This is a genomic window from Falsiroseomonas sp., from assembly GCF_051859025.1.
Classification (GTDB): Bacteria; Pseudomonadota; Alphaproteobacteria; order Acetobacterales; family Acetobacteraceae; genus Falsiroseomonas.
This window is the reverse complement of the sequence record NZ_JBHYGL010000040.1, coordinates 15,483-38,355: the sequence shown is the minus strand read 5'-3', so window position 1 is coordinate 38,355 and position 22,873 is coordinate 15,483. Positions and strand designations below refer to the sequence as shown.

At 72.7% G+C, this 22,873-nt stretch carries 20 protein-coding genes and 1 pseudogene; 7 read left to right on the top strand and 14 right to left on the bottom strand.

The features are described from left to right. Window position 1: 1 nt before the first annotated feature. The 5 genes from ACTIE5_RS27365 to ACTIE5_RS27345 are packed head-to-tail and all read right to left on the bottom strand — an operon-like array spanning window position 2 to window position 5,842. Window positions 2–1,192, bottom strand: coding sequence for a DegT/DnrJ/EryC1/StrS family aminotransferase (locus ACTIE5_RS27365; RefSeq protein WP_439552908.1), 1,191 nt, complete (start codon window positions 1,190–1,192; stop codon window positions 2–4). Between the two features lie 53 nt (window positions 1,193–1,245). After that, window positions 1,246–1,902, bottom strand: a complete 657-nt coding sequence (locus tag ACTIE5_RS27360) for a sugar transferase (RefSeq protein ID WP_439552907.1) — start codon at window positions 1,900–1,902, stop codon at window positions 1,246–1,248. Further along, window positions 1,895–3,154: an O-antigen ligase family protein gene (locus ACTIE5_RS27355; protein ID WP_439552906.1), complete on the bottom strand. Its 1,260-nt coding sequence runs from the start codon at window positions 3,152–3,154 to the stop codon at window positions 1,895–1,897. The genes ACTIE5_RS27360 and ACTIE5_RS27355 overlap by 8 nt, the downstream gene beginning before the upstream one ends. Continuing rightward, complete coding sequence (locus ACTIE5_RS27350; protein WP_439552905.1) at window positions 3,151–4,023, bottom strand: hypothetical protein; 873 nt, start codon at window positions 4,021–4,023, stop codon at window positions 3,151–3,153. The genes ACTIE5_RS27355 and ACTIE5_RS27350 overlap by 4 nt, the downstream gene beginning before the upstream one ends. Next, window positions 4,013–5,842, bottom strand: coding sequence for a heparinase II/III domain-containing protein (locus ACTIE5_RS27345; protein ID WP_439552904.1), 1,830 nt, complete (start codon window positions 5,840–5,842; stop codon window positions 4,013–4,015). The genes ACTIE5_RS27350 and ACTIE5_RS27345 overlap by 11 nt, the downstream gene beginning before the upstream one ends. 80 nt (window positions 5,843–5,922) lie before the next feature. Here ACTIE5_RS27345 and ACTIE5_RS27340 point away from each other — a divergent pair, with 80 nt between their 5' ends. From ACTIE5_RS27340 to ACTIE5_RS27330, 3 genes are all read left to right on the top strand, one after another. Then, complete coding sequence (locus ACTIE5_RS27340; RefSeq protein ID WP_439552903.1) at window positions 5,923–8,643, top strand: SLBB domain-containing protein; 2,721 nt, start codon at window positions 5,923–5,925, stop codon at window positions 8,641–8,643. Window positions 8,644–8,902: 259 nt separating this feature from the next. Beyond that, a complete protein-coding gene (locus ACTIE5_RS27335) occupies window positions 8,903–10,930 on the top strand; it encodes a YjbH domain-containing protein (protein WP_439552902.1) in 2,028 nt (675 codons plus the stop codon). Between the two features lie 220 nt (window positions 10,931–11,150). After that, the gene (locus ACTIE5_RS27330; protein WP_439552901.1) at window positions 11,151–11,585 is read left to right on the top strand and encodes a hypothetical protein; all 435 of its coding nucleotides are present in this window, start codon (window positions 11,151–11,153) and stop codon (window positions 11,583–11,585) included. A 15-nt stretch (window positions 11,586–11,600) separates the two neighbouring features. On the opposite strand, the gene mdoH is transcribed toward ACTIE5_RS27330, so the two are convergent. From mdoH to ACTIE5_RS27315, 3 genes are read right to left on the bottom strand one after another with little or no spacing between them, the layout of a single operon-like run. After that, window positions 11,601–13,283 (bottom strand): glucans biosynthesis glucosyltransferase MdoH, encoded by a 1,683-nt coding sequence (gene mdoH, locus ACTIE5_RS27325; protein WP_439552900.1) that lies wholly within the window; start codon window positions 13,281–13,283, stop codon window positions 11,601–11,603. A 31-nt stretch (window positions 13,284–13,314) separates the two neighbouring features. Next, a complete protein-coding gene (locus ACTIE5_RS27320) occupies window positions 13,315–14,094 on the bottom strand; it encodes a hypothetical protein (protein ID WP_439552899.1) in 780 nt (259 codons plus the stop codon). Beyond that, window positions 14,091–14,504 (bottom strand): ABA4-like family protein, encoded by a 414-nt coding sequence (locus ACTIE5_RS27315; protein WP_439552898.1) that lies wholly within the window; start codon window positions 14,502–14,504, stop codon window positions 14,091–14,093. The genes ACTIE5_RS27320 and ACTIE5_RS27315 overlap by 4 nt, the downstream gene beginning before the upstream one ends. 90 nt (window positions 14,505–14,594) lie before the next feature. On the opposite strand from ACTIE5_RS27315, the gene ACTIE5_RS27310 reads away from it, so the two are divergent. Beyond that, window positions 14,595–15,221 (top strand): TetR/AcrR family transcriptional regulator, encoded by a 627-nt coding sequence (locus tag ACTIE5_RS27310; RefSeq protein WP_439552897.1) that lies wholly within the window; start codon window positions 14,595–14,597, stop codon window positions 15,219–15,221. Window positions 15,222–15,227: 6 nt separating this feature from the next. On the opposite strand, the gene ACTIE5_RS27305 is transcribed toward ACTIE5_RS27310, so the two are convergent. From ACTIE5_RS27305 to ACTIE5_RS27280, 6 genes and pseudogenes are all read right to left on the bottom strand, one after another. Next, window positions 15,228–15,527, bottom strand: a complete 300-nt coding sequence (locus ACTIE5_RS27305) for a CcdB family protein (protein ID WP_439552896.1) — start codon at window positions 15,525–15,527, stop codon at window positions 15,228–15,230. Between the two features lie 3 nt (window positions 15,528–15,530). Then, window positions 15,531–15,710, bottom strand: a complete 180-nt coding sequence (locus tag ACTIE5_RS27300; protein WP_439553081.1) for a type II toxin-antitoxin system CcdA family antitoxin — start codon at window positions 15,708–15,710, stop codon at window positions 15,531–15,533. 165 nt (window positions 15,711–15,875) lie between these two features. Beyond that, a pseudogene (locus tag ACTIE5_RS27295) lies at window positions 15,876–16,007 on the bottom strand (helix-turn-helix domain-containing protein); the annotation flags it as partial. A 55-nt stretch (window positions 16,008–16,062) separates the two neighbouring features. Then, window positions 16,063–17,562, bottom strand: a complete 1,500-nt coding sequence (locus tag ACTIE5_RS27290; RefSeq protein WP_439552895.1) for a tripartite tricarboxylate transporter permease — start codon at window positions 17,560–17,562, stop codon at window positions 16,063–16,065. Then, a complete protein-coding gene (locus ACTIE5_RS27285) occupies window positions 17,562–18,056 on the bottom strand; it encodes a tripartite tricarboxylate transporter TctB family protein (protein WP_439552894.1) in 495 nt (164 codons plus the stop codon). Before ACTIE5_RS27285 ends, ACTIE5_RS27290 begins: the two co-directional genes overlap by 1 nt. Window positions 18,057–18,117: 61 nt before the next feature. Then, window positions 18,118–19,089 carry a Bug family tripartite tricarboxylate transporter substrate binding protein gene (locus ACTIE5_RS27280; protein ID WP_439552893.1) on the bottom strand — a complete coding sequence of 324 codons (972 nt, stop codon included), beginning with the start codon at window positions 19,087–19,089 and terminating at the stop codon, window positions 18,118–18,120. Between the two features lie 177 nt (window positions 19,090–19,266). Between ACTIE5_RS27280 and ACTIE5_RS27275 the strand changes: the two genes are divergently transcribed. The 3 genes from ACTIE5_RS27275 (at window position 19,267) to ACTIE5_RS27265 (ending at window position 22,861) form a co-directional block, all read left to right on the top strand. After that, on the top strand, window positions 19,267–20,685 hold the full coding sequence (locus tag ACTIE5_RS27275; protein WP_439552892.1) for an APC family permease: 1,419 nt from the start codon (window positions 19,267–19,269) through the stop codon (window positions 20,683–20,685). 80 nt (window positions 20,686–20,765) lie between these two features. Next, complete coding sequence (locus ACTIE5_RS27270; protein WP_439552891.1) at window positions 20,766–21,995, top strand: hypothetical protein; 1,230 nt, start codon at window positions 20,766–20,768, stop codon at window positions 21,993–21,995. Next, window positions 21,992–22,861 (top strand): hypothetical protein, encoded by an 870-nt coding sequence (locus ACTIE5_RS27265; RefSeq protein WP_439552890.1) that lies wholly within the window; start codon window positions 21,992–21,994, stop codon window positions 22,859–22,861. The genes ACTIE5_RS27270 and ACTIE5_RS27265 overlap by 4 nt, the downstream gene beginning before the upstream one ends. Window positions 22,862–22,873: the final 12 nt, after the last annotated feature.

Here is a 22,873-nt window from a genome sequence, read left to right as displayed (position 1 = left end):
GTCAGTTGCGGGCGCAGGACCGGATCAGGTCGATCACCCGGGCCTGGTCGGCATCCGACATCCCGGTGCCCGATGGCAGGCAGAGCCCGCGTTCGAACAGCGCGGCGGCGGTGGCGCCACCGGCCTGGGGCGCATCCCGGAAGGCGGGCTGCAGGTGCAGCGGCTTCCAGGCAGGCCGGCTTTCGATGCCGGCGGCCTGCAGCACCCGGCGCACCACTTCCCGGTCCGCGCCGAAGGGGGCGGGGTCGATCAGCAGCACGGTCAGCCAGCGATTGGCGCGGCCCCAGGCGGGTTCGGCGATGAAGCCGGTGCCCGGCAAATCCGCCAGCCCCGCCACGTAGCGCGCGAAGACATCGCGCCGCCGCGCCACGCGGGCCGGCAGCGCCGGCAGCTGCGCCAGCCCGACCGCGGCCAGGACGGAGGAAAGGCCATAGGTGTAGCCGGTGGTCTCATGCTCGTAATGCGGCCAGGCTTCCTTGGCCTGGCCCGCCAGCTGCCGGGCCCGCGCCAGCAGCGCCGCATCGTCGCCCGCCAGCGCGCCGCCGCCGCCCGCGGTGACGATCTTGTTGCCGTTGAAGGAATAGGCCGCCAGCCTGGCACCCCGCCCGGCATGGCGCCCGCCGCGCTGCGTGGCGCCCATGGCGGCGGCGCTGTCGCTCATCACCGGCACGCCCCAGCGGTCGCAGGCCGCGACGATGGCATCGAGGTCGCAGCACTGCCCATACAGGTCCACCGGCACCACCACGCGCGGCAGCCGGCCGCGCCGCGCCGCCTTCGACAATTCCTCCGCCAGCAGGCCGGGGTCCAGGGTCCAGCCGGTTTCGACCACGTCAAGGAAGCGGGGGGTTGCGCCCATCTGCACCGCCGGCGCCACGCTGGCGACGAAGGTCATCGCCGGGGCCCAGACCTCATCCCCCGGCGCGACGCCCAGCACCCGGTAGCCCAGATGCAGCGCGGCGGTGCCGGACGCGGTGGCGAGCACCGACTGCATCCCGGTGGTCGTGGCCAGCGCATCCTCGAAGGCCGCGGGGGCGGGGCCGGCGGGCGCCAGCCACCCGGCCTCCAGCGTATCCCGCACCCGGTCCAGCTCCCCGCCCGCGAGATGCGGGGGGGACAGCAGCAGGGGCGGCACCTGCGGCCTGGTGGGGAAGGGCAGGATCGCGCCGGCGGCAGCGGGCTGGGGCGTGGCCATGCGAACCTATAGGTTGAGAATCCGTGAATCGATTTCACATTTTGATTGATTCGTTAACGTTTAGGCAAGCCCTGTCTGTCGTCACGGCGCGGGTTGCAGCCGGAACCATCGGTGCGCCGCCCGGCTTCGCGTGACAGGGGTGGCATCGTCGCATGGCCGGGCGCGGTGGCGCCCTGGCCGCTCAGCCACACGGCCAGGCTGCGGAGCGCGAGGGCGAGGTCGGCGCGCAGCCGCGCGGGTGCCTCCGCATAGGCGGCATCCAGTTCCAGCCGCCGGTCCCAGGGCACGGCGTTCCGCCCCGCCGCCACCCCGGGGCCCAGCAGCCCGGGCCGCACCCGCAGCCGCAGCGCCTGGCGCGGCGAATAGAGGGGGAGGTAGTCCAGCGGCAGCGGGCGCGGGCCGACCAGGCTCATCTCCCCCCGCAGCACGTTCAACAGCTGCGGCAGTTCATCGAGGCCGGAGGCGCGCAGCCGGCGGCCGAAGCCGTCCAGCCGTTCCGCATCGCTGCCCGGCCCCGCCGCCATGGACCGGAATTTCCGCAGGCCGAAGGGCGCGCCATGCAGCCCTGCGCGGGGCTGGGTGAACAAGACGGGTGCGCCGAGGCGCCACCGCACGGCGATCGCCACCGCGGCGAGGAGCGGCGCCAGCGCCACCAGCAGCAGCGACGCCGCCACGATGTCCAGCGCCCGCTTGCCGAACCGCTCATGCATGGCCGGCTTCCGTCGCCCGGTCCTCCATGGCCCGGTCCTCCATGGCCCGGTCCTCGATGACCCGGGCGGAAAGACCGAGGCTGAGGGCGAGGCCGAGGGCGAACCAGGCCATTCGGTTGCCGAGGTCCGTGGACACCATGATGGTCATCGCTACCGGCAGCACCATCGCCGCCATCCGCGCCAGCCGGGCGGGTGGCACGGCGGGGGCCAGGCGCAGCATGGCGAAGGCGGCGCCGCCGAAGGTGCCGATCCACAGCACCAGCCCCGGCAGCCCGCCTTCGGCCAATGCCTCCAGCGCATGGTTGTGTGGGTAGAGGCCCCGCCTTTCCCCATGCCCGGCCGCGATGGTGAAGCCCCCGGTGCCGAGGCCGAGGGGCGCGGCCAGCCCGCCCCAATCCAGCGCCGCGGACCACAGGCCGCGCCGCGCATCCAGCCCCGCGGCATCGCCGGTCAGCCGTTCCAGCGTGCGCAGCCCCTCCGCCTGGTCGGGGTGCAGCAGCAGCCAGGCCAGGCCCGCCAGCCCGGCGGCCGCCACGGCGGCGGCCCAGCCAAGGGCCCGCGCGCGGGGCAGGCGGAGCGCGGGGGCGAGCGCCACGCCGAGCAGCAGCGCCACCAGGGCGGTGCGCCCGCCCGGCAGCAGCGCCGCGGCCGCCAGCGCCAGGATCAGCACCGCCCAGGCGGCGCGGCCGGGCCAGGACGGGGCCTCCACCAGCTTCACCGCCGCCAGCGCCGCGGCCGTCGCCATGGCCAGGCCCGCCAGCTGGTATTGCAGGCGCTGCGCTTCGGGATCCAGCAGCGCCGCCAGGCCCCAGCCGCCCAGCACCCCCCAGGCGACGATGGCGGCCAGCAGCGCGCCGATGGCGATGGTGGTGGCGGCCAGGGCGCGGCGGGCCGACGATTCCGCCCCCACCAGCATCCCCGCGGCCAGCATCAGCGGCCCGGCCAGCGTCGCTTCCGGCAGCTTGGCCGACAGCACGGCGGCGGAAGGGCTCCAGGCCCCCGCCACCACCAGCCAGGCCCAGAACAGCCCCGCCGCCGCCAGGGGCAAGGCGATGGCCCGGTCCACCCGCCAGCGCCGCGACACCGCCAGCAGCGCCAGCGCGGGCAGCAGCAGCGCCAGGCTGGCCAAGGTGAGGTCCACCGGCAGCCCGGCCAGCGGCGGCGCCGTCTTCAGCGCGCCCGCCATCTGCAGGATGGCGGCCGCCATGCCGGCCAGAAGGGCCACGGGTGCCAAGGGGATGGGGGTCGTCACTCCGCCGGCTCCACCCGCAGCGCGCGCGCGACCGGGCGCGGGGGCGGCGCCTGGCGCAGCAGCACGCCCGCCCCCACCAGCCCCACCGCCGCCATCGGCGCCGTCGCCAGCAGCAGCAGCAGCAGCAGCGGCCGGTTGGGGAGGGAGGGGCGGATCTCCACCATGGGCGCGGAGACGAGGCGCGCGGCCACGGCCTCATCCGCCGCCACCACCACGGCGGCGCGCTGGTTCAGCGCCAGCAATTCATAGAGGGACTGGCGGATGTAGAGATCGGGCTCCCGCGCCAGCCGGGCTTCCAGCGCCGCGACGCGCCGGCGGGCCAGCGCATCAAGGTCCGCGCGCACCTTGGCCTCGGCGAAGGCGTGCAGGCGGCCCAGCGCATCCAGGGCGAAATCCCGGTCCTGGTGGGGCAGCGCCAGGGACCAGGTCAGGGCGCCCAGCGTCTGGGTCAGCGCCAGGTTGCGCTCGAGCCAGTTGCGGGCGTCGTCCAGATCGGCCTCCAGGCGCAGGTCCAGCGCCGCCCGCACCTTGCCGCCGGGCCCGGCGGCGCGGTCTTCGGTCAGCAGCGCCAGCAGGGGCGTGTCCCGCACCAGCATGGCGGCGGCTTCCGGTGATCGTAGTGCGCCGAGGTAGATGGCGAAATTGCCCGTCGGCCGCGTGTCCAGCAGGCCGGAGACGGTGGAGGCGGAGGAGAGCAGGGTGGAGGTGGCGATACCCGTCGTCTCGGCCGGCGCCACCATCGCCTCCGCCACATATTGCCGCGGCCATTGGATGATGGTGGTGCCGCCCGCGCCCAGGATCAGCGCGGCGATCAGCAGGACGCGCCAGCGCAGCGCGACGATGCGGCCGATCAGCAGGTCAAGCGGCATCGGGCGCATCCTCCTGCCGCCCGGCCGGCGGCAGCATCACCGCCGTGACGATGCGGGAGACGGGGGCGGCGGCGGTCACGACCAGCAGCGGCACGGGGCGCAGCGCCCCATAGGCGGGGCTTTCCCAGCCCCCCGCCAGGCGCAGGGAGAGCGGCGCGTCGGCGGTGACGCGGAGGGTGGCGGCCGGCCCCGCCACGCCATCATCGGTCAGGCGCCAGTCACCCGGGCAGAGCCGCCAGTGCAGCGCCACCTGCCGGAACGGGCCGCTGAGCAGGTCCTCGATCATCCAGCATCGGCCATCGACCACCAGGCGGCGGTCATGGCTGTTTCCCGTGGAATCCCGGCGCCAGGCGCCATCCGGCAGGGGGCCGAGGCGCGGCCAGCGCGCGAGCAGGAAGCGGCCCGCCCGCGGCATCGGGTCCTGGCCATCGAAGACGGGCGCGTTGTGGGCCGCCGCCCCCGCAATGGCATCCCACCAGCCCGGCCACCAGCCGGGCGATGGCGGGTTGTAGGACCCCGTCCCGCCATCCCGCAGCACCGTGGTCGCGCCATCGCGCAGGGTGAGGTGCAGCAGGTCTGACTGCGCGGGGCGGAAGCGGAGCGGCCCGGTGCGCAGCAGCGCCGTGGCGCCACCTGCCCGCCAGCCCATCGTCCCCGCCGCCACCCAGCGCGCCGGGCGATCCAGCCGCGCGGCCGGGCAAGGCAGGCCGAGCCAGGCGGCGCCCGCGTCATCCATCGCGCCCGATGAGGCATCGGCGAACAGCCGCGCCGCGCGCTCCACGCTGCCCCGCGCATCGGCGGGGCCGTGCAGGCCGAGATCGGCGAGGGCGGAGCCATCCTCCACCCCCAGCGCCGGGCCGGTGCCATCCGCCGCCACCACCCGGTGCAGCCAGGCCGCCAGCGCGGCGGCGCGGGCGGGCAGGGGGGCGGGGAAGGGTGGCGCGCCATGCCGGCGGCGCAGCCATTCCGCGACGGACAGCGTATCCAGCGCCAGTCTGGCATAGCCGGCCGAGACCTGCGCGAAGCCGCCATCGGGCGCCACCAGCCGTGCCACCGCGGCGGCCAGGCGCCGCCCCGCGAGCGCCGCGCCAGGCTGGTCCCCCAGCAGCAGCGCGCAGGCGAAGGAGCCGGCGGGTTCGGAGATCGCGTGGTTGTTGTCCTGCGCCGCGGCATAGGCAGGCGTCGCGGCGATGCGCCGGGAGAGGAGGCCGAGCAGCGCCCGTCCTCCCTTCGGCGGACCGCGATCCGCATCGAGCAGCGCGAGGATGAGGGCCAGCGTGAGTGCGCGCAGCGCCGCTTCCTGGCCGCAGGCCCAGGCCGGGCCGCGGAAGGCCGGGTTGGCGGCGGCCCAGCCATGCAGCAGCGCCTCCGCCCGCGCCAGGTGGCCGCCGGCGGGGTCGATCCGCGCCCCCTGCGCCAGCAACAGCACATCCGCGAATCGATGCCGTTCCCAGACAGGGCGCACATCGCCGGGGCGAAACAGGTCCATGCCGATGGCGGGGGCGGTGGGATCGAAGGGGCCGTGCCAATCCGGCGCCTCGGGAAGGGCGGCCGCCGCGCGCAGAAGCCGGGCGGCCTCTCCCTCCGGCAACGGCGGCGCGGGCGGCGCGGTGGGCGGCAGGATCGGCCCCTCGATCGCCGTGGGGTTGCGCAGGCGCGCGGCCGGCACGCCCAGCGCCATGGCTGCGCGATGCCACAGGAACAGCCCGACCGGCCGCGGGCCAAGCCGCCAGGCGGCATCCAGGCGCAGCAGCGGCCTGGACCGCCGATCCGGGGTGGGGTCCGGGATGGGGTCCGGGATGAGGCTGGGGGCCGGCACAACCGGGGCGTCCAGAACCGGATGAAGGGGGGCTTGGTTCGGCATGAATGGAATGTTTATGCTACACAGGAGCGTACATCATGCCATCGCAATTAACGCCTGGGTTGAGACTTCTGTCAGCGCTCCTCGCCGGGCTGCTGGGCCTGATGCCGGTCGCGCGGGCCCAGCCGGCTGGCCCGCCCGCCATTTCATCCTCCCCGGGCTCCGCCACCGGGCCCGCCGTGGGATCCGCCCTGTCGCCGCCGCCGCTGCCCTCCCTGCTGCCGGGCGGGCTGCCGCTGCCGAGCCTGCCGGCGGGCACGCAGCAGGAGATCATGCAGCGGATCCTGGACGCGGCCGGGGGCCGCGCCCCGGCCGGCCCGCTGCCCGCCCCGGCGGCGCCCACGCCATCCTCACCCTTCCCCGGCATGCCTGTCGCGCCCGGCGTGGCGCCCACGGTGCCGGACGAACCCTTCTCCCACACCGAGATCTTCTTCGCGGAACGGCTGGGCCTCGCGCTTCGGCAGTTCGGCTATGACAGTTTCCGCAGCGGCCCGGGCGGCGCCGGCGTGCTCGGCGCGCTGCCGGACGACTACATCATCGGCCGGGATGACGAGTTGGTGCTGGCGCTCCGCGGCCGGACGCGGTCCACGCTGAACCTGCGGGTGCTGCGGGATGGCACGCTGGTCACGCCGGATCTGCCGCCCATCCCTGCCGCCGGCCGCACGCTGCGCGACCTGCGCGCGGATCTGGAGGCGCGGATCGCCCGCGACATGCCGGGCACCGATGCCTACCTGGCGATCGGCCAGGTCCGGCAGATCGCGATCTTCGTCGGTGGAGAGGTGCAGCGGCCGGGGATGCAGGCGCTGACGGCGCTGTCCTCCGTGCTCGATGCCCTCCAGCAGGCCGGCGGCGTGCGCAAGACGGGGTCGCTGCGCGGCATCCGGGTGGAGGGGCCGCGCGGCAGCCGGGTGGTGGACCTCTACGCCGTCATCGCCGGGGAACGCGGCAGCGTCGATCTATCGCTCCGTGAAGGGGAGCGGATCGTGGTGCCGCCGCTGGGCGGCGTGGTGGCGCTGGCGGGTGAGGTGACGCGGCCCGGCATCTACGAACTGCCCGCCGGCAGCGCGGGCGTGCCGCTTGCCGCCGCGCTGCGCCTGGCTGGCGACCCGTTGCGCCCGGCGGGCAACCGCTTCCTGTCCCAGGGCACGGATGCCGGCGGGCGGCGGAGCTTCACGGAGCTTCGCCCGCAGGATCTGGTGCGGCGCGGCGACAGCGTGCTGGTGCAGCCCGGAGCCGATGTCATCGCCAACCAGCTTCGCCTGGCGGGTCACGTCACCGCCCCCGTCACCCGCGCGATCGGGCGGGGCGGCGTGTCGCTCAATGGATTGTTGTCCGATCCGCGACTTGTGCGGCCCGATCCCTATCCACGCCTCGCCGTGATCCTGCGGCTGGATGCGCAGACGCGGGTGCGCCAGTTCGTGCCCTTCGACCTGTCACGCGCGCTCCAGGGCCAGGGCAATCTGCCGCTGGCGGAGGGCGATGAGGTCATCGTGCTCGGCAACAGCGACATCGCCTGGCTGGCCAGCCCGCCCGTTCAGCGCGCGCTGCGGGGCGAGGCACCGCCCGACGACAGCTGCCCGGCGCTGACCCAGCTTGCCATCGCGGCCCGCAGCGCGCCGGCCCGCTTCGCCCATGCCCGCGGCGCCGGCTTCCCCGATATCGGGGCGCCGGGCTGCCCGCCCGTGTTCCGGGACTACCCGCCGCTGCTGTCCTTCCTGCTGGACACCGCCGTGCTGCTGGCCGGGGAGGTGCGGCAGCCCGGGCTCTTCCCGATCCAGGACAATACCGGGCTCGACGCGCTGCTGGCCGCGGCCGGCGGCGTGACGGATGGCGCGGACCTGTCGGCCATCGAACTGGCGCGGGAGCCGACGGAGCAGTCCGGCACCATCCCGCTGTCACGCACGCTGCTCGATTTGCGGAGCCGGAACTTCCGCGCCGTCCGACTCTCCCCCCGCGACGTCATCCGCGTGCCGCGCGGCTTCACGGACCGGGAGACGGGGCCGGTGACCTTGGCGGGGGAGGCCGTGCGGCCCGGCGTCTACGACATCCGCCGCGGCGAACGCCTGTCCGAATTGCTGGCCCGTGCGGGGGGGCTGACCGGCCAGGCCTATGCCTATGGCACCGTCTTCACGCGGGACAGCGTGCGGCTGCGCCAGCAGGAAGGCTTCGCGCGGACGGCGCGGGACCTCGAGACCTCGCTGATCCAGGTCGCCGCGGGCCAGGCGGTGGCGGGCGGACGAGGCCAGAACGTCGATGTGGGCAACGCCATCAGCGCGGGGCGCGAACTGGCCAACGCACTCCGCCAGGCGCAAGCCGCGGGACGCATGGTGGTGGAAGCCAACCCGGTGTTGCTGGCGGCGCGGCCGGAACTCGACGTGCTGCTGGAACCGGGGGACCTGATCGTCATCCCGAAACGGCCGAACGAGGTGACGGTGGTGGGCGCCGTGCTGAACCCCGGCAGCCTGCAATTCCAGTCGGGCTGGCGGGCCAGCGACTACCTGCGCGCCGCCGGCGGACCGCAACGCTTCGCCGATACCTCCCGCGCCTTCGTCGTGCTGCCGAACGGACAATCCGCCCCGGCGGGGCTGTCCGGCTGGCAGGCGGGCGGGCCGCCCGTGCCGCCCGGCAGCCTGGTGGTAGTGCCGCAGGACCCCTCGCCCTTCGAAACCTGGGGCTTCATCCGCGACCTCACCCAGGTGCTGAGCCAGGTCACGATCTCCTCGGCCGCGCTGGCGGTGATCGCGCGAGAGATGCGCTGAGGGCGTGGCGATGGTGGAAGACAGGGGGGCGTTGCCCCCCTGGACCCCCCACCAGGAGGCAGCGGCCTCCTGGACCACCGGGCATTCAACGTCAGGAAGGAGGGGGGGCGAAGTGCCCCCCTCCGTCCTGTCGGTGAAGATTCCTGGCGGGGTCCGGGGGGCGCCACGCCCCCCGGCCGGGGGTCCCGGGGGCAGAGCCCCCTGCCTTCTCCTCGCCCTGCTCCTCCTCGCCCCCTCGCCCGCCCGCGCCGCGGATGAGGTGCCCGGGACCGGGTCCAACTATGGCGGCGTCGGCTTGCTGGAGATGCGCAATGCCCGCTTCCGGCCGGATGGGGTGTTGGAGGCGGGGACCGCGTTGCGCCACCAGCGGCGCTTCCATTTCCTGTCCTTCCAGGCCCTGCCCTGGCTGGAGACGACGTTCCGCCTGACCGAGCGGCTGGATGGCACGACGGGTGCGGGGATGACCAATGACCGCGCCTTCGATGTGAAGGTCAGGCTGTGGGAGGAGAGCGACTGGCGGCCGGCGCTGGCGGTCGGGCTGCAGGACTTCATCGGCACGGGGCTCTATTCCGGCGAGTATGTCGTGGCCTCCAAGCGCTTCGGCCCGCTGGATGCGACGGTTGGGCTGGGCTGGGGCCGGCTGGGCACCGCGGCGGATGGGCAGAACCCGCTGGCGGCCTTGTCCCCGCGGTTCGAGGCGCGGCCGCGCGATGTGGACCAGGGCGGGTCGATCAACACCTTCCAGTTCTTCCGCGGCGCGAATGCCGCGCTGTTCGGCGGGCTGGAGTATTCGCTGCCGCCGGTCTGGAGCCCCTGGGGCGAGGTCGATGGCTTGCGCGCGAAGGTCGAGCTTTCCGGCGATGCGCTGCGGGATGAGCGGGGCGGCTGGCCGGCGCGGAGCACGGGGTTGCGGGGGGAAGCCGCCAGCCGGGTGAATTACGGCCTGCAATGGTCGAATGGCTGGCTGGATGCCGGGGTGCAGTTCGTGCACGGCACGGACCTGCTGCTGCGGCTGTCCGCGCGGCTCGACCCCGATCGCGTGCCGGAGGTGGAGCGCCCGCCGCCGCCGGCGATGGGCGCACGGCCGGAGGCCCCGGCGGCGGATCCGGAGGCGGCTGTCGCAGCGGCGCTGCGCTCCATCGGCTTCCGCCCCGTGCGCATCCGGATCGAGGGCCAGGTCGCGCGCATCGCGGTGGCGGGCGGGCGGCAGCGGACGCTGGCGCGGGCGGCCGGGCGGATGCTGCGGGCCGCGCAGCCGCATCTGCCGCCGGGGGTGGAGCGCATCGTCTTCTCCTGGCGCCAGGCGGGGGTGGAGGTGGCGCGGCTGACCTTGCCGCGTTCGGCCATGGAGGCCGCGGCGCGGGGCGATGGCAGCGCGGAGGAGGTTTTCTACGCCAGCCGGCTGGAAGCCGCGGGCGCCGATGATTTCGGGTTGATCGATGGCGGGCGCGGCTTTTCCTGGGGGTTGGAGCCGCGCTTCTCGACCCTGTTCGGCGATCCGTCCCGGACGCTCCGCTGGCAGGCGCAGGCGGTGGTGGGGGCGCGGGCGGAATTCGGGCATGGCCTGGCCGTCGCGGGCAGTCTGTCGCAGGCGCTGGCGGGCAATCTCGGCAATGCGCCGGCCTCCGACAGCCGACTGCCCCGGGTGAGGAGCGAGGCGGCGCGGTATGCCCGCGAAGGGGAGACGGCGATGCCAGCGCTGTATGGAGAGCGCATCTGGGGGCTCGGGCCGGATGTCTTCGCCCGCGTGACGGGCGGCTACCTGGAGCCGATGTTCGCGGGCGTCTCGGCGGAGGTGCTGTGGCGGCCGCAGGGGCGCGAATGGGGGTTGGGCGTGGATGTCGCGCAGGTGGCGCAGCGGGACTACGACCAGCGCTTCGGCCTGCAGGGCTACAACGTCACCACCGGGCATGTGTCGCTGTATGGCGACCTGCCCTGGTTCGGCATGTATGGCGTGGCGCGGGCGGGGCGATACCTCGCGGGGGATTGGGGCGGCACGGTCGAGATCGGCCGCCGCTTCCGCAGCGGGATCGAGGTCGGCGGCTTCGCGACGCTGACGGATGTGCCCTTCAGGACCTTCGGCGAGGGGAGTTTTGACCGGGGGATCTATGTGCGCGTGCCGCTCGATTTGTTCGGGATCGAGACGCGGACGGTGACGCCGCTGACGGTGCGCGGCGTGACGCGGGATGGCGGGGCGCGGCTGGGGGTGGACAATCCGTTGTGGGAGGTAACGCGGGAGGGAAGGGCGCGTGGGTTTGAGGAGGGGTTCGGGGGATTTTTGCGGTGAGGAGCGGCGGCGATCCTGGCCGTTGTGACAGGAGCAATACGGAAAGGACGGCCTGCGGGAGTCTTGTGCTGCGGCGCTGACATCGGTGCGGGAGAATGTTGGCGACCCGCCTTGCGCCCCTGCTGGTCATGGGATCGAGGCAACGCCGCTGCCGCGCTTGCTGGCGATGGCGCATCGGGGCCCTACGGTACGCTCTGTCCGCTTGGTCAGGGGAAAAGCTTTGCTCCAGTTCATTCACCAGAACACCGACTGGGGTCCGGAGCCGAATGCGCCTTGCGTCGAGATCTCGCGCGATGGCGGAGACCTCGTTCTCTCATTCGGAATGGGACCGACCTCATTCGGTGAGGACGGGTCCTGGATCGGGATCGCATCCCTTCGCTTCCGGCGGGTCAGCCGCTGGTGCTGGGACTCGACCAATGACGAGGGCTGGTATGCAGGGGCGGGACGCTACGCCCGCCAGGCGCCACGCTGGGGGGAATTCTACGAAGTGATCGGGGACGCGAGACTTGGCGAGAACGCCGTCCCAGGCAGGATCCCGAACCCGAAGCCGGTGCGCCATTTCCTGTTCTACTTCCGCGACGAGACGATCGAGTGTTACGCGGAGTCCTGGGATCTGCACTGCGGCAAGCATCGGCGATCGAGCATCGATCCTTGACCGCATCGCTGCCTGTCACGGCGCGGTGCGAAGTTCCTCCGGCGTACTCGCGATGCCCCTCTCCCGCAGCCATGCCGACGCGCGCGGATCGGCTGACAGCACACACAGTGGAATCGCCAGCACCATTCCCACCGTGAAGGGGAGCGCCATCAACAGCGCCGCTACCGACACGCTGGCGAAGCACCCCGTCAGCACCACGCCGATCACCGTGTGCCGCCACAGCAGCCGTGTCGCGTCGCCCCAGCCGATCCCTCGATCCGCGCGGTTCTGCGGCGCCCAGCCCGTGCGCGCGCCGAAGGGCAGGGTCAGCAGGAAGATCGCCTTGTTCAGCGTCGACAGCGGCTCGAACAACTGCATGAAGACGATTTCCGCCGCCGCGCCGCGCGCGAAGGCGCAGCGACCGCCATAGGTGGCGGCGACATCGCGCCGGATCAGCGCCTGCGCGTAGCCCGACAGCTTCGGCGAGAAGTAGCAGAGCGCATGGGCGAAGACCGCCAGCGCCAGCGCGCCCATCGGCGTGCCCGCGCCACCGCCCGTCATCGCATTCCCCGCCGCCAGCAGCAGGATCGCGGCATACAAGGGCGCGCCGAGGAACAGCAGGATGGCCTGCACCAGTTGCAGGCGGCCGAGCCCCGTCATCCCTGGCAGGCCAAACAATCGAAAGTACTGCATGTTGCCCGCGCCCCAGCGTTCGTCGCGGCGCATGAATTCCGGCATGGCGGGGGGGTTGGCTTCCATGCTGCCATCCTCCGCCGGCAGGCAGCGGACCGCCCAGCCCGCGGCTTGCAGGCGCACGCTTTCCACCATGTCGTGGCTCAGGATGCGGCTGCCATCGGGCAGGGGTTCGAGCTTCGCGTGGTCCCGGAACGGCGCCACGCGGATGATGGCGTTGTGGCCCCAATAGGGGCCGGAATCGAGCTGCCACCAGGCCTGCCCTGTCGCCCAGCTTCGCATCCCCGCGCGCATCCCGAACTGGAACAGCCGGGGAAACGCCGCAGTGGCAGGGCGGCCGACGATCAGCTGCTGCACGATGGCGAGCTTCGGCTCGGCCTCCATGATCGAAACGAGGCGCAGCACCGCCGCCGGTGTCATGACGCTGTCGGCGTCCAGCGTGATGAAGAAGGCTTCGTCGGTCACGTGATGGTCGAGAAAATCCATCACATTGCCGGCCTTGTAGCCGGTGTTGTCCGTGCGGCGGCGGTAGTGGACGCGGCCGGGATGGGCGGCGGCGAAGGCGGCGATGGCGGCTTCCTCTGCCGCGGCGATGGCCGGGTCCTGCGTGTCCGACAGCAGCCACAGCCGGAAGCGGTCGGCGGCACCGGCCTCGGCCAGGCCGCGCAGCAGCGTGCCGAGCGGCGGCAGCACCGCCTCCATCGCCTCGTTGCGGATGCAGACGGCGATGGCGGTGATGGAATCCGGCCGGCCGATGCGGGCGCGGCGCAGCGCGGGCAGCACGGCGGCAGGCGGGTCTCGCGTGCCGAGCAGCAGGGCGAGCCCGACGATGGAATTGGCGGCCGACAGCGCCGTCCACGGCGTGGTCAGCGCGACGGCCAGCAGGATCAGTGCCTCCCACCCATTGAGCGGGGGGCCGTTCAGCGGCGCCAGCGCCCGCCAGGTGAGCCAGAACAGCAGCAGGGCGATGGCGGCGACCAGCGTGGCGAAGGCGGCGCGGCGCGGCAGGGGATTTTCGTCGGTCACGCGCCATCCATCGTCCCGGATGATGGCGCCCTTACGGCATGAGGGGGATGCCCGCCAGCGCCAGCACGAAGGCCGCGACCGACAGCGCCAGCCAGGCCAGCGCCGCCACTGCCACGCCCGGCACACCCGGCGCGGCCAGCAGTGCGAAGGCGGGGATCGCCTGCATCGCATGGGTGCCGAGGAAGTGAGCGATGCGCAGGTCGCCGCCGTCCCGCGACCAGAAGAAGGGAGGCCAGGCTGCGGCGTCCGACAGCGTGCCGCCGATGACCGGCCCGCCCTGCGCCCCGATGGCGAAGCCGGTGACACCCCCCATGACCCCCGCCACCACCAGGCCGAGCCCGACCGCCAGCCGCCAGGGCCGCGCCTGCGCGCCATCGCCCCGCAGCAGCACCAGCATCCCCAGCACCGCCGCCAGCAGCACCAGCGCCAGCGCCGCCGCGCCCATCACGGAGAACATGAAGGCGCCCAGCGGATCGCTGGCAAAGTGGCTGCGCAGGCCAAGCGCGGCGCGCAGCGTGATCCAGCCCTGCTCGAACAATCCGGCCGCCACCGTCCCCCACAGCACGACCCGCGCCACCCATCCATCCCGCACCGCCGGCGCCAGCACCCCCCAGGCCCAGGCGAGCGTCCAGAACCAGACGGCGAGCGAGGCGGCGAATTTTGCCGGCTTGGTCCAGACGGAGACGCCATTGATCCCGCGCCCATCCAGCAGCATCGAAGCCAGGCAGAAGGCCAGCACCGCCGCCATCGCCCATCCCAGCCGCGCCAGCACGGGCTGGCGACGGTCCAACTCCCGCAGCATCGCGATCATGCCGTCCTCCCTCGCACCGCCCGGATGCACAGGAACAGCAGCAGCCCGACCGGCCCCGCGAGGAAGGTCGGCGGCAGGCAGAGGCGGACCAGCCAGGGGTTCACCCCCTCCGCCGCGCCGCGCCGGCAGATCCAGGCGCCGATGAAGAGATCGAAGGCGAGGTAGTGCACCCACCCCGCCAGCAGGACACCGGGGTTGCGGAACAGCGCGGCGACATCGGCGAGGGAGGAGAACCCGCCCTCCGCCCCCGGCGCATGGGTCGCCAGCAGCACGAGGTAGAGCACCGCCAGCAGCGCCGGCAGCGCCAGCCCGGCGAACCACCAGGTCACGGCCCGGTTGCGCGGCGCCACCAGCAGCGCGAGCCAGCCCGCCATGGCGAGCAGATTCGCCGCGGAGAAGAAGGTTTCCACCGGTCAGGTCCCCGAACTGTCCAACGGTCAGTTTGATCGCCCGAGGGACTGACCATTGTCAAGTTCGAATCGCGGCGGCAGGATCGGTGCATGACCGTCACCCCCAAGGCCCGTGGCCGCCACCATCACGGGGACCTCCGCCGCGCCCTGCTGGATGCGGTGGCGGAGATCGTGCTGGAGGCAGGGCCGGAGGCGGTCAGCCTGCGCGAATGCGCCCGCCGCGCCGGTGTCTCCCATTCCGCCGCCGCGCCGCATTTCGGCGACAAGCGCGGGTTGCTGACGGCGTTTGCGATCGAGAAGTCGGACCGGCTCGCCCGCAGCATGGAGGCGGCCGTGGCCGCCCTGCCGCCGGGTGCCGATGGCCGCGCCCGCCTGGCCGCGACGGGGCGGGGCTACCTGGCCTTCGCGCGGGAGAATCCGGCGCATTTCCGCCTGATGTTCCGCACCGACCTGATCGACACGACCAATGCCGAATGGCGCGCCGCGGCGACAAGCGCCTGGACGCCGCTTGCCACCGCCATGGCCGCCGCCGCGCCGGGCGCCGAAGGCCGTGCGCTGCGCGCGCGCCTGGCGATCGCCTGGTCCGCCGTGCACGGCTTCTGCACGCTCCGGCTGGAAGTGCCGGGGGCGGACCTCTGGGCGGGCGAGGATCGCGCAGCGGAGGTGGCGGAGGACATGATCGCCCTGCTGGTGGACGCCTGCGCCGCGCCGGTCTGAGGCGCCTCAGAACCCCGTCAGCAGCAGGTCCAGCGCCCGGGTGATGTCATCGCGGTGGGTGGCGAGGTTGCCGGCGGGGCGGCCGAGTTCGCGCCGTGGCACGGCCGCCATCAGCTGAGTTGCCATGAGCAGGCGCTGGCCTTCGACCTCGAAGGCCGGGTGCAGATCCGTGATCCGGCTCGGTACGTCATCCGGCGGTAGCAGCGGGACCACGACCCGTGTGCGCAGATGATCCAGGAAGTCAGCCTGCACATCGAGCAGCCAGGCGGTCGAATCCTTCGGCCGGTATAGGTCGAAGCGCGCCACCCGTCAGAACATCCGGTACTTCGCGAGCGGCAGGCCGTTCCGGTCCGTCCATTCGTTCCAGGCATCCATCGCCGCCCGGTTCTCCGCCTGCCAGCGGCGGGTCTTTTCGGCGCGGATGGCGTCCTGGATGGACTTGGTGGCGATGGCGTCGGGGTCGAGTCCGAGTTCCGCCGCGTCGGTCATCAGCGACTGTCGTGCGTCTGGAAAACCTTGTGCCGCCCCCGGAGTGACGTTTGCCGTGAGGCGACGCTTCCGTCCCTGTGAAGACGCGCGACGTCCGGGCCCTTTCGGCGCAGCGCCCAGAAAATCCGCCAATTTCACCGCACCCCCAGTTTGCGCTTCGATTAAAGGCAGCTTGCGGGCGTCAGGGACGTTGCGGCCTGAAATCCAACCGCTCACCGTAGCGTCGGACACCCCAAGGCGACGGGCAAACTCCCGCTGGGACATCCCGAGTTGTCGGAGCCGTTCATCTAGCCTCATGGCCCCAGGATATTTCAGCTAGACTGAAGGCGCCAGCAAATTCAGCGTGGCAAAATCATGCCGCCATCCGCCGCACCCAGGCGCCGTAGAGCCGCGGCCCGACCAGCGCCGCCACCGCCACCAGCAGGATCGCCAGGCTGATCGGCCGCGTCACGAAGACCGTCCAGTCGCCCTGGCTGATCGTCATGGCCTGGCGCAGTGCCTGTTCGGCCATCGGCCCCAGGATCATGCCGATCACCACCGGCGCCACCGGGAAGTCGAAGCGCCGCATGAACATCGCGATGATGCCGATGCCGTACAGCAGCACCAGGTCCACGACGGAGTTGCTGATGCCGTAGGTGCCGATGGTCGCGAAGACCAGGATGCCGGCATAGAGCTGCGGCTGCGGGATCTTCAGGATCCGCGCCCAGAGCCCGACCAGCGGCAGGTTCAGCACCACCAGCATGACATTGGCGATGAAGAGGCTCGCGATCAGCGTCCAGACCAGTTCGGCCTGGCTGGTGAACAGCATCGGCCCCGGCTGGATGCCATAGGATTGGAAGGCGGAGAGCATGATGGCCGCGGTGGCGCTGGTGGGCAGGCCCAGCGTCAGCATCGGCACCAGGATGCCGGCGGCGGCGGCGTTGTTCGCGGCTTCCGGCCCGGCCACGCCCTCGATCGCGCCGGTGGTGCCGAATTCCTTGGCATGCTCCGGCTTCACCAGTTTCCGTTCCATGTAGTAGCTCAGCATGGTCGGCATCTCGGTCCCGCCCGCCGGCATGACGCCGAAGGGGAAGCCGATGCCGGCGCCGCGCACCCAGGGCCAGAAGCTGCGTTTCCAGTCGGATTTCGACATCATGATGCTGCCGACCGGCAGGACCTGCTGCTTGCCCTCCACGTAGCGCCAGGCGAGGTAAAGCGTCTCCCCCACCGCGAAGAGCGCGACGGCGACGAGCACGACGTTCACCCCATCCAGCAATTCGGGGATGCCGAAGGTCAGGCGCGGCTGGCCGGTCTGCAGGTCGATGCCGACAAGCCCCAGCAGCAGCCCGAAGAACAGGCTCGTGAGGCCGCGCAGCGCGGAGCCGCCAAGGACGGCGGAGACGGTGACGAAGCACAGCACCATCAGGCAGAAATACTCGGCCGGGCCGAGCTTGAGGGCCAGTTCCACGACGACGGGGCCGAGGAAGGCGATGCCGATGGTCCCCACCGTGCCCGCCACGAAGCTGCCGATGGCCGCCGTGGCCAGCGCCGGCCCCGCGCGGCCGTTCTTGGCCATCTTCGAACCCTCGAGCGAGGTGATGATGGAGCCTGACTCGCCCGGCGTGTTCAGCAGGATGGAGGTGGTGGAGCCGCCATACATCGCGCCGTAGAAGACGCCGCAGAACAGGATGAAGGCGCCCGTCGCCGGCACGCTGAAGGTGATGGGCAGCAGCAGCGCGATGGTCAGCGCCGGCCCGATGCCCGGCAGCACGCCGATCGCGGTGCCAAGGAAGCAGCCGAGCAGCGCCCAGCCGAGATTGGTCAAAGTCAGCGCATGGCCGAAGCCCATGGCCAGGCCGGAAAGCGTTTCCATCAGCCGGGGTCTCCGAAGACCAGCGCCTCGATCACCCCGGCGCCGATATTGACGCCGAGCACCTTCACGAACAGGGCATAGGCGCCCAACGAGACCACGAAGGCGATGCTCACATTGCGCGCATGGGCGATGCTGCCGAAGGCCGCCGCCGCCAGGGTGAACTGCACCGTCGCGGCGACGGTGAAGCCGAAGGGCACGATGAGGGCGAGGTTCGCCAGCAGCCCCGCCAGCAGCAGCGTCAGGGCGCGCCAATTGGTGGGCGGCGCGTCCCGCACCTCCTCCAGGTCATGCGACCAGCCGCCGCGCAGCGCGGCGGCGACCAGGCCGATGCCGAGCACCACCAGCGCCGCCGCGATCAGGTAGGGAACGGCCTTGGGCCCGACCTGGGCATAGAGCGGCGTGGTCGGGATGACCGCCGCCTGCCAGGCGGAGACAAGCCCGAGGGCCAGCACGAAAACCGCCGCCCCCAGGTCCGAACGTTGGGTATCGCGCATCCAGCCTGGGCCTCCGCTGGTGTCAGGTGCCGTGCCGCCGAAGCGGCACGGCAGGAACGCGTCAGCCGGCCAGGCCGATGTCGCGCAGCACCTGTTCGGTATCCGCCTGGTCGCGGGCCAGGAAACGCTCGAAATCGGCACCGCCCAGATAGGCCTCGTCCCAGCCCTGGCGCGCGACGATCTCCTTCCACTGCGGCGTCGCGACCAGCGCGGCGATGTAGTCGGACAGCGCCTGGCGCTGGGTCGCGTTGATGCCGGGGGCGCCGAAGACGCCGCGCCAGTTGCCGATGACGATGTCGATGCCGCTTTCCTTCAGCGTCGGCACGCCGTCCAGGCTGCGGGTATCGCCCGTGGTGGCCAAGGCGCGCATGCGGCCCGCCCGGATCTGCTCGGCGAATTCCGACACGCCGGAGATGCCGGCGCGGACCTGCGCGCCGAGGATCGCGGCCTGGGCGGGGCCGCCGCCGGCGAAGGCGACATAGCTGGCTTCCCGCGCATTCCTGCCAAGCGACTTCAGCATCAGGCCGAGGGTGATGTGGTCGATGCCCCCCGCGCTGCCGCCGCCGACCGACACCGCGCCCGGGTTCGCCCGCAGCGCCGCCATGAAGCCCGCGAGGTCGCGCAGGTCGCTGCTGGCCGGCACCACGATCACGCCCGGCTCCGTCGTCATGCGCGCGATCGGCGTGACGTCCTTGATGCCGACGGGGGTGCGGTTGGTGATGACGGCGCCGACCATGACGGCGCCCGCCACCATGATGGCATCGCCGCGGCCGCGCCGCTGGCTGACGAAGCGCGGCAGCCCCACCGTGCCGCCGGCGCCGCCGACATTGTCGAACTGGAAGGAATTGACCAGGCCCGCGCCGCGGGAGGCCTGTTCGATCGCACGGCCGAGGCCGTCCCAGCCGCCGCCGGGGCCGGCGGGGACGAAGACATAGAGGCTGTTGAAGCGCTGCTGGGCGCTGGCGTCGCGCCCCAGCAGGGTCAGGGCGGGCATGGCGGCGGTGGCGGCGATCAGGCTGCGGCGGGTGGTCATGTTTCCTCCAGGATTGGCGCGTTCCCGTCCACCTTATGCGCCGATTGTCCGCACCGGAAGGTGCCAGCATGCCGCCGCTTCCCTGCTTGCGCGAGACTTACCGGGATGGAACGCAACCGGACGGTCCGCCGCGCGTCCTGGCTGCATGTCTGCCTGGCCGGGAGGAACCGAACGCCCATGCCCGCATCCCCGCCGGACGGCCCTGCCGGGTCCGCCCACCCCGAATTGCATCGCAGCATCGGGCCGTTCCAGCTGTTCGCCTACACGCTGGGCGGCATGCTGGGGGCGGGCATCTATGGGCTGGTCGGCCGCGCGGCCGGGGAACTCGGCTCCGCCGTGTGGCTCGGCTTCATTGTCGCCATGGTGGCGGCGCTGTTGACGGGGCTGTCCTACGCCTCCCTCGGCAGCCGCCATCCCCGGGCGGGCGGCGCCGCCTATGTCACCCAGCGCGCCTTCGCCCGGCCGCTGCTGACCTGGGTGGTGGGCCTGGCGGTCATGGCATCCGGCCTCACCTCCGTCGCCACCCAGTCCCGCGTGGTGGCGGAGAACCTGCTGCGGCTGCTGGGGGCGGAGGCAGTGGCCCCGCTGATCCTGGCGCTGGGCTTCCTGCTGCTGATCGCCGGCGTGGTGCTGCGCGGCATCCAGGAGAGCATGTGGATGAACATGGTCTGCACGGCGGTGGAGGCGGCGGGCCTGCTGCTGGTGATCGCCGTCGGCGCCCCCTATTGGGGCAGCGCCGACCTGTTCGAGACGCCGAGCCCCGACGGCATCGGCCTGTCCTTCCTGATGACGGGCGCCATCCTGACCTTCTTCGCCTTCATCGGGTTCGAGGACACGCTGAACGTGGCGGAGGAGGCGAAGGACCCGCGCCGGACGCTGCCGATCGGCATCATCGCCGCCATGCTGGCGGCAACCGCCCTCTACATCGCGGTCGCCATCACCGCCGTCTCCGTCGTGCCCTGGCGGGAACTGGCCGAGGCGCCCGGGCCGCTGGCGGAGGTGATGGCCCGCGCCGCGCCCTGGTTCCCCGGCTGGGGCTATGTCGCCATCACCATCTTCGCGGTCTCCAACACCGCCTTGCTGAACTACGTCACGGCATCCCGCCTGCTGCTGGGCATGGCCCGGCAGGGGCTGATGCCGGCGGCCTGCGCGCGCATCCACCCCACGCGGCGCACGCCCCATGTCGCGACGCTCGTGCTGCTGCCGGTGCTGGTGGCGCTGGTGCTGGCGGGGAATATCGGGCAGCTCGCCGCCGCCACCGTGCTGCTGCTGCTGGCGGTCTTCACCGTGGTGAACCTGGCGCTGCTGGTGCTGCAGCGGCGGGAGGGAGAGGTCGCCGGTGGGTTCGAGGTGCCGCAATTCGTCCCCGCCCTCGGCGCCCTGGTCTGCGGGTCGCTGCTGGTGAACCGGCTGCTGTCCGGGGATTGGCGCGCGCCCGCCCTGGCTGGCGGCCTGCTGGCGCTGATCCTGCTGGCCTATGCGATCTGGCGCCCCCGGGCGCGGGACCTGGACGGCGCGGCCCCGGATGGCGCAGCCCCGGACGGCGCAGCACCGGATGGCATGGCGGCGGGGAGGCAGCCCATCCAGGGCGGTTAACGACCTGGAAAGAAACGCTTGCTTGCGTCAAGCGTTGCGCATGAGCATTGTCGGGCGGACCAGCGGGAGCCCGGCCCATCATGCGATCCATCCGCGCCCTTCGGGGCGCCTTCGCCCTGGTGGCGATCGGCCTTGCCATGGCGGGCGGCGCGGCGGCCCAGCAACCCCCGCAACAGGCCCCCCAGCAGGCGCCGATGCGGGAGATCACGCTGCAGAACGAGACCGACCTGGTCCTGCAGAATTTCTACCTGTTCACCCCCAACGCCCAGGATCGCGGGCAGGACCGGCTGGGGCGGGACACGGTGCCGCAGGGCGCCACCTTCCGGCTCCGCCTCGGCCGCGTGCAGAACTGCACCTGGGACGCGGTCGCGATCTTCCAGGACGGGTCGGAGGATGTCCGCCGCCGCGTCGACATCTGCCGCACCCAGCGCCTGGTCTATGGCGACCCCGCGCTTCCGACGCTGGAGGCGGAGATCGCCAACCGCAGCGACATCGTGCTGCGCGAACTCTACGCCGCCCCCGCCCGCCCGGAGCCCAACGCCGCCCCCCGGGCCGCCGATGCCTGGGGCCCGGACCGCCTGGGCGCCGGCGTCATCGATGCCAATGCCAGCTTCCGCCTGCGCATGCGCACCCGCGACTGCGCCTTCGACATCCGCGCCGTCTATGCCGATGACCGGGAGGAGGTGAAGCAGGGCCTCGACCTCTGCGCCAACCGGACCGTGGCCTTCGACCGCAGCGGCATCCCGCGCCCGCCCACGCAATCCGTGGCGCTGGTCAACCGGCACCTCGCGACCGTGCAGGAAGTCTATGTCTCCCCCAGCACCGACAGCGACTGGGGGCCGGACCGCCTGGGCGCCGCCACCCTGCTACAGGGGCAGGAGACGGTGGTGCAGGTGGAAGGCGGCTGCGAGGCCGATATCCGCATCGTCTTCCCGAATGGTGGGGCGGAGGAAGCGCGGGAGGTCAATATCTGCGACCAGCCGCGCATCGTCATCGCCCCCGGCTGGGTGGTGCAGCGGATCGAGGAGGCACCCGTCCCCGCCACCACCCCGGCACCGTCGCCGGGCAGCTTCCGCCTGCGCAATGCCGGGCCCCTGCCGGTGGTGGAGGTCTATGCCGCCCCGCCCGGCGCGCCGCGCGGGGCGGATCGCCTCGGCGCCGATGTGCTGCCGGTGGGCGATGCGATGGATCTGCCGGGGCTGGAGGGCGGCGCCTGCGCGGCCGATCTGGTGGTGGTGTTCCGCGATGGGCGGGAAGTGACGCGGCCCGGCGTCGATCTGTGCCGGGGCGAGGAGATCGAGGTGCGATGATGCCGGCACTCACCACCCGCCTGGCGCAGGCGGCCATCCTGCTGCTGGCGATCGCCCAACCCGCGGCCGCCCAACCCGCGGCTCCGGCCGGGCCCGTGCTGCCGGAAGCCCAGCGCGGCGCATGGTTCGCCGGTGAATGCGCCGACCCCCGAGGGATGCTGGTGGTGACGGCCCGCAGCGTGGCGCGGGTGGATGCGGAAGCCCCGGCCCGCCTGTTCCGCCTGGCCGCGACGCGGGAGGCGTCAGGCTGGACCATCGGCACCGCCACCGGCCCGGAAGCCCCGCGCATCATGCTGCGCCCGGCCGGGGAGGGGCTGGAGACCGCCGAGCCCGACCCCAAGATGCGCGATGACCGCCTGCCCGGCACCACGCCGCTGGCGACCTGGCGACGCTGCGCGGCGCCGCCCGCGGTGCTGGCCGCGCTGCATGGCGAAGGCGCCGCTTTCCTGGCCATCGTCGAGCATCTGGAAGCCGGCTGCGCCATCGGCACGCCGGGTGTGTGCGCCCAGGCCATCGTCACCCAGGCCGATGTCAGCGGCGACGGGCTGCTGACATCGGCGGAAATCGCCCGCCTGGCGCGCGGTGCCGCCTGGCTCGGCGCCGTGCAGGAAGGCGGCACGCAGGACGTGATCGCCGCCGCGGTCGGCGCCGGTGCCGTGGCCGGCATCCTGGCCGGGCGCGTCCTGCTGGAAAGCCTGGATTACGATGGCGATGGCCGGCTTTCCGCCGCGGAGCTTGCGCAGGACCGCGCCGTCTTCGCCGCCACCGCCGGCAGCACCGCCGGCCGCCCCCTGCGGGTCGAGGGCCTGACGGAGGGTGCGGGCATGCTGCGCGGCCTGTTCGAAGGCCTCATGAACCTCCGCTGAACCTCCGCTGAC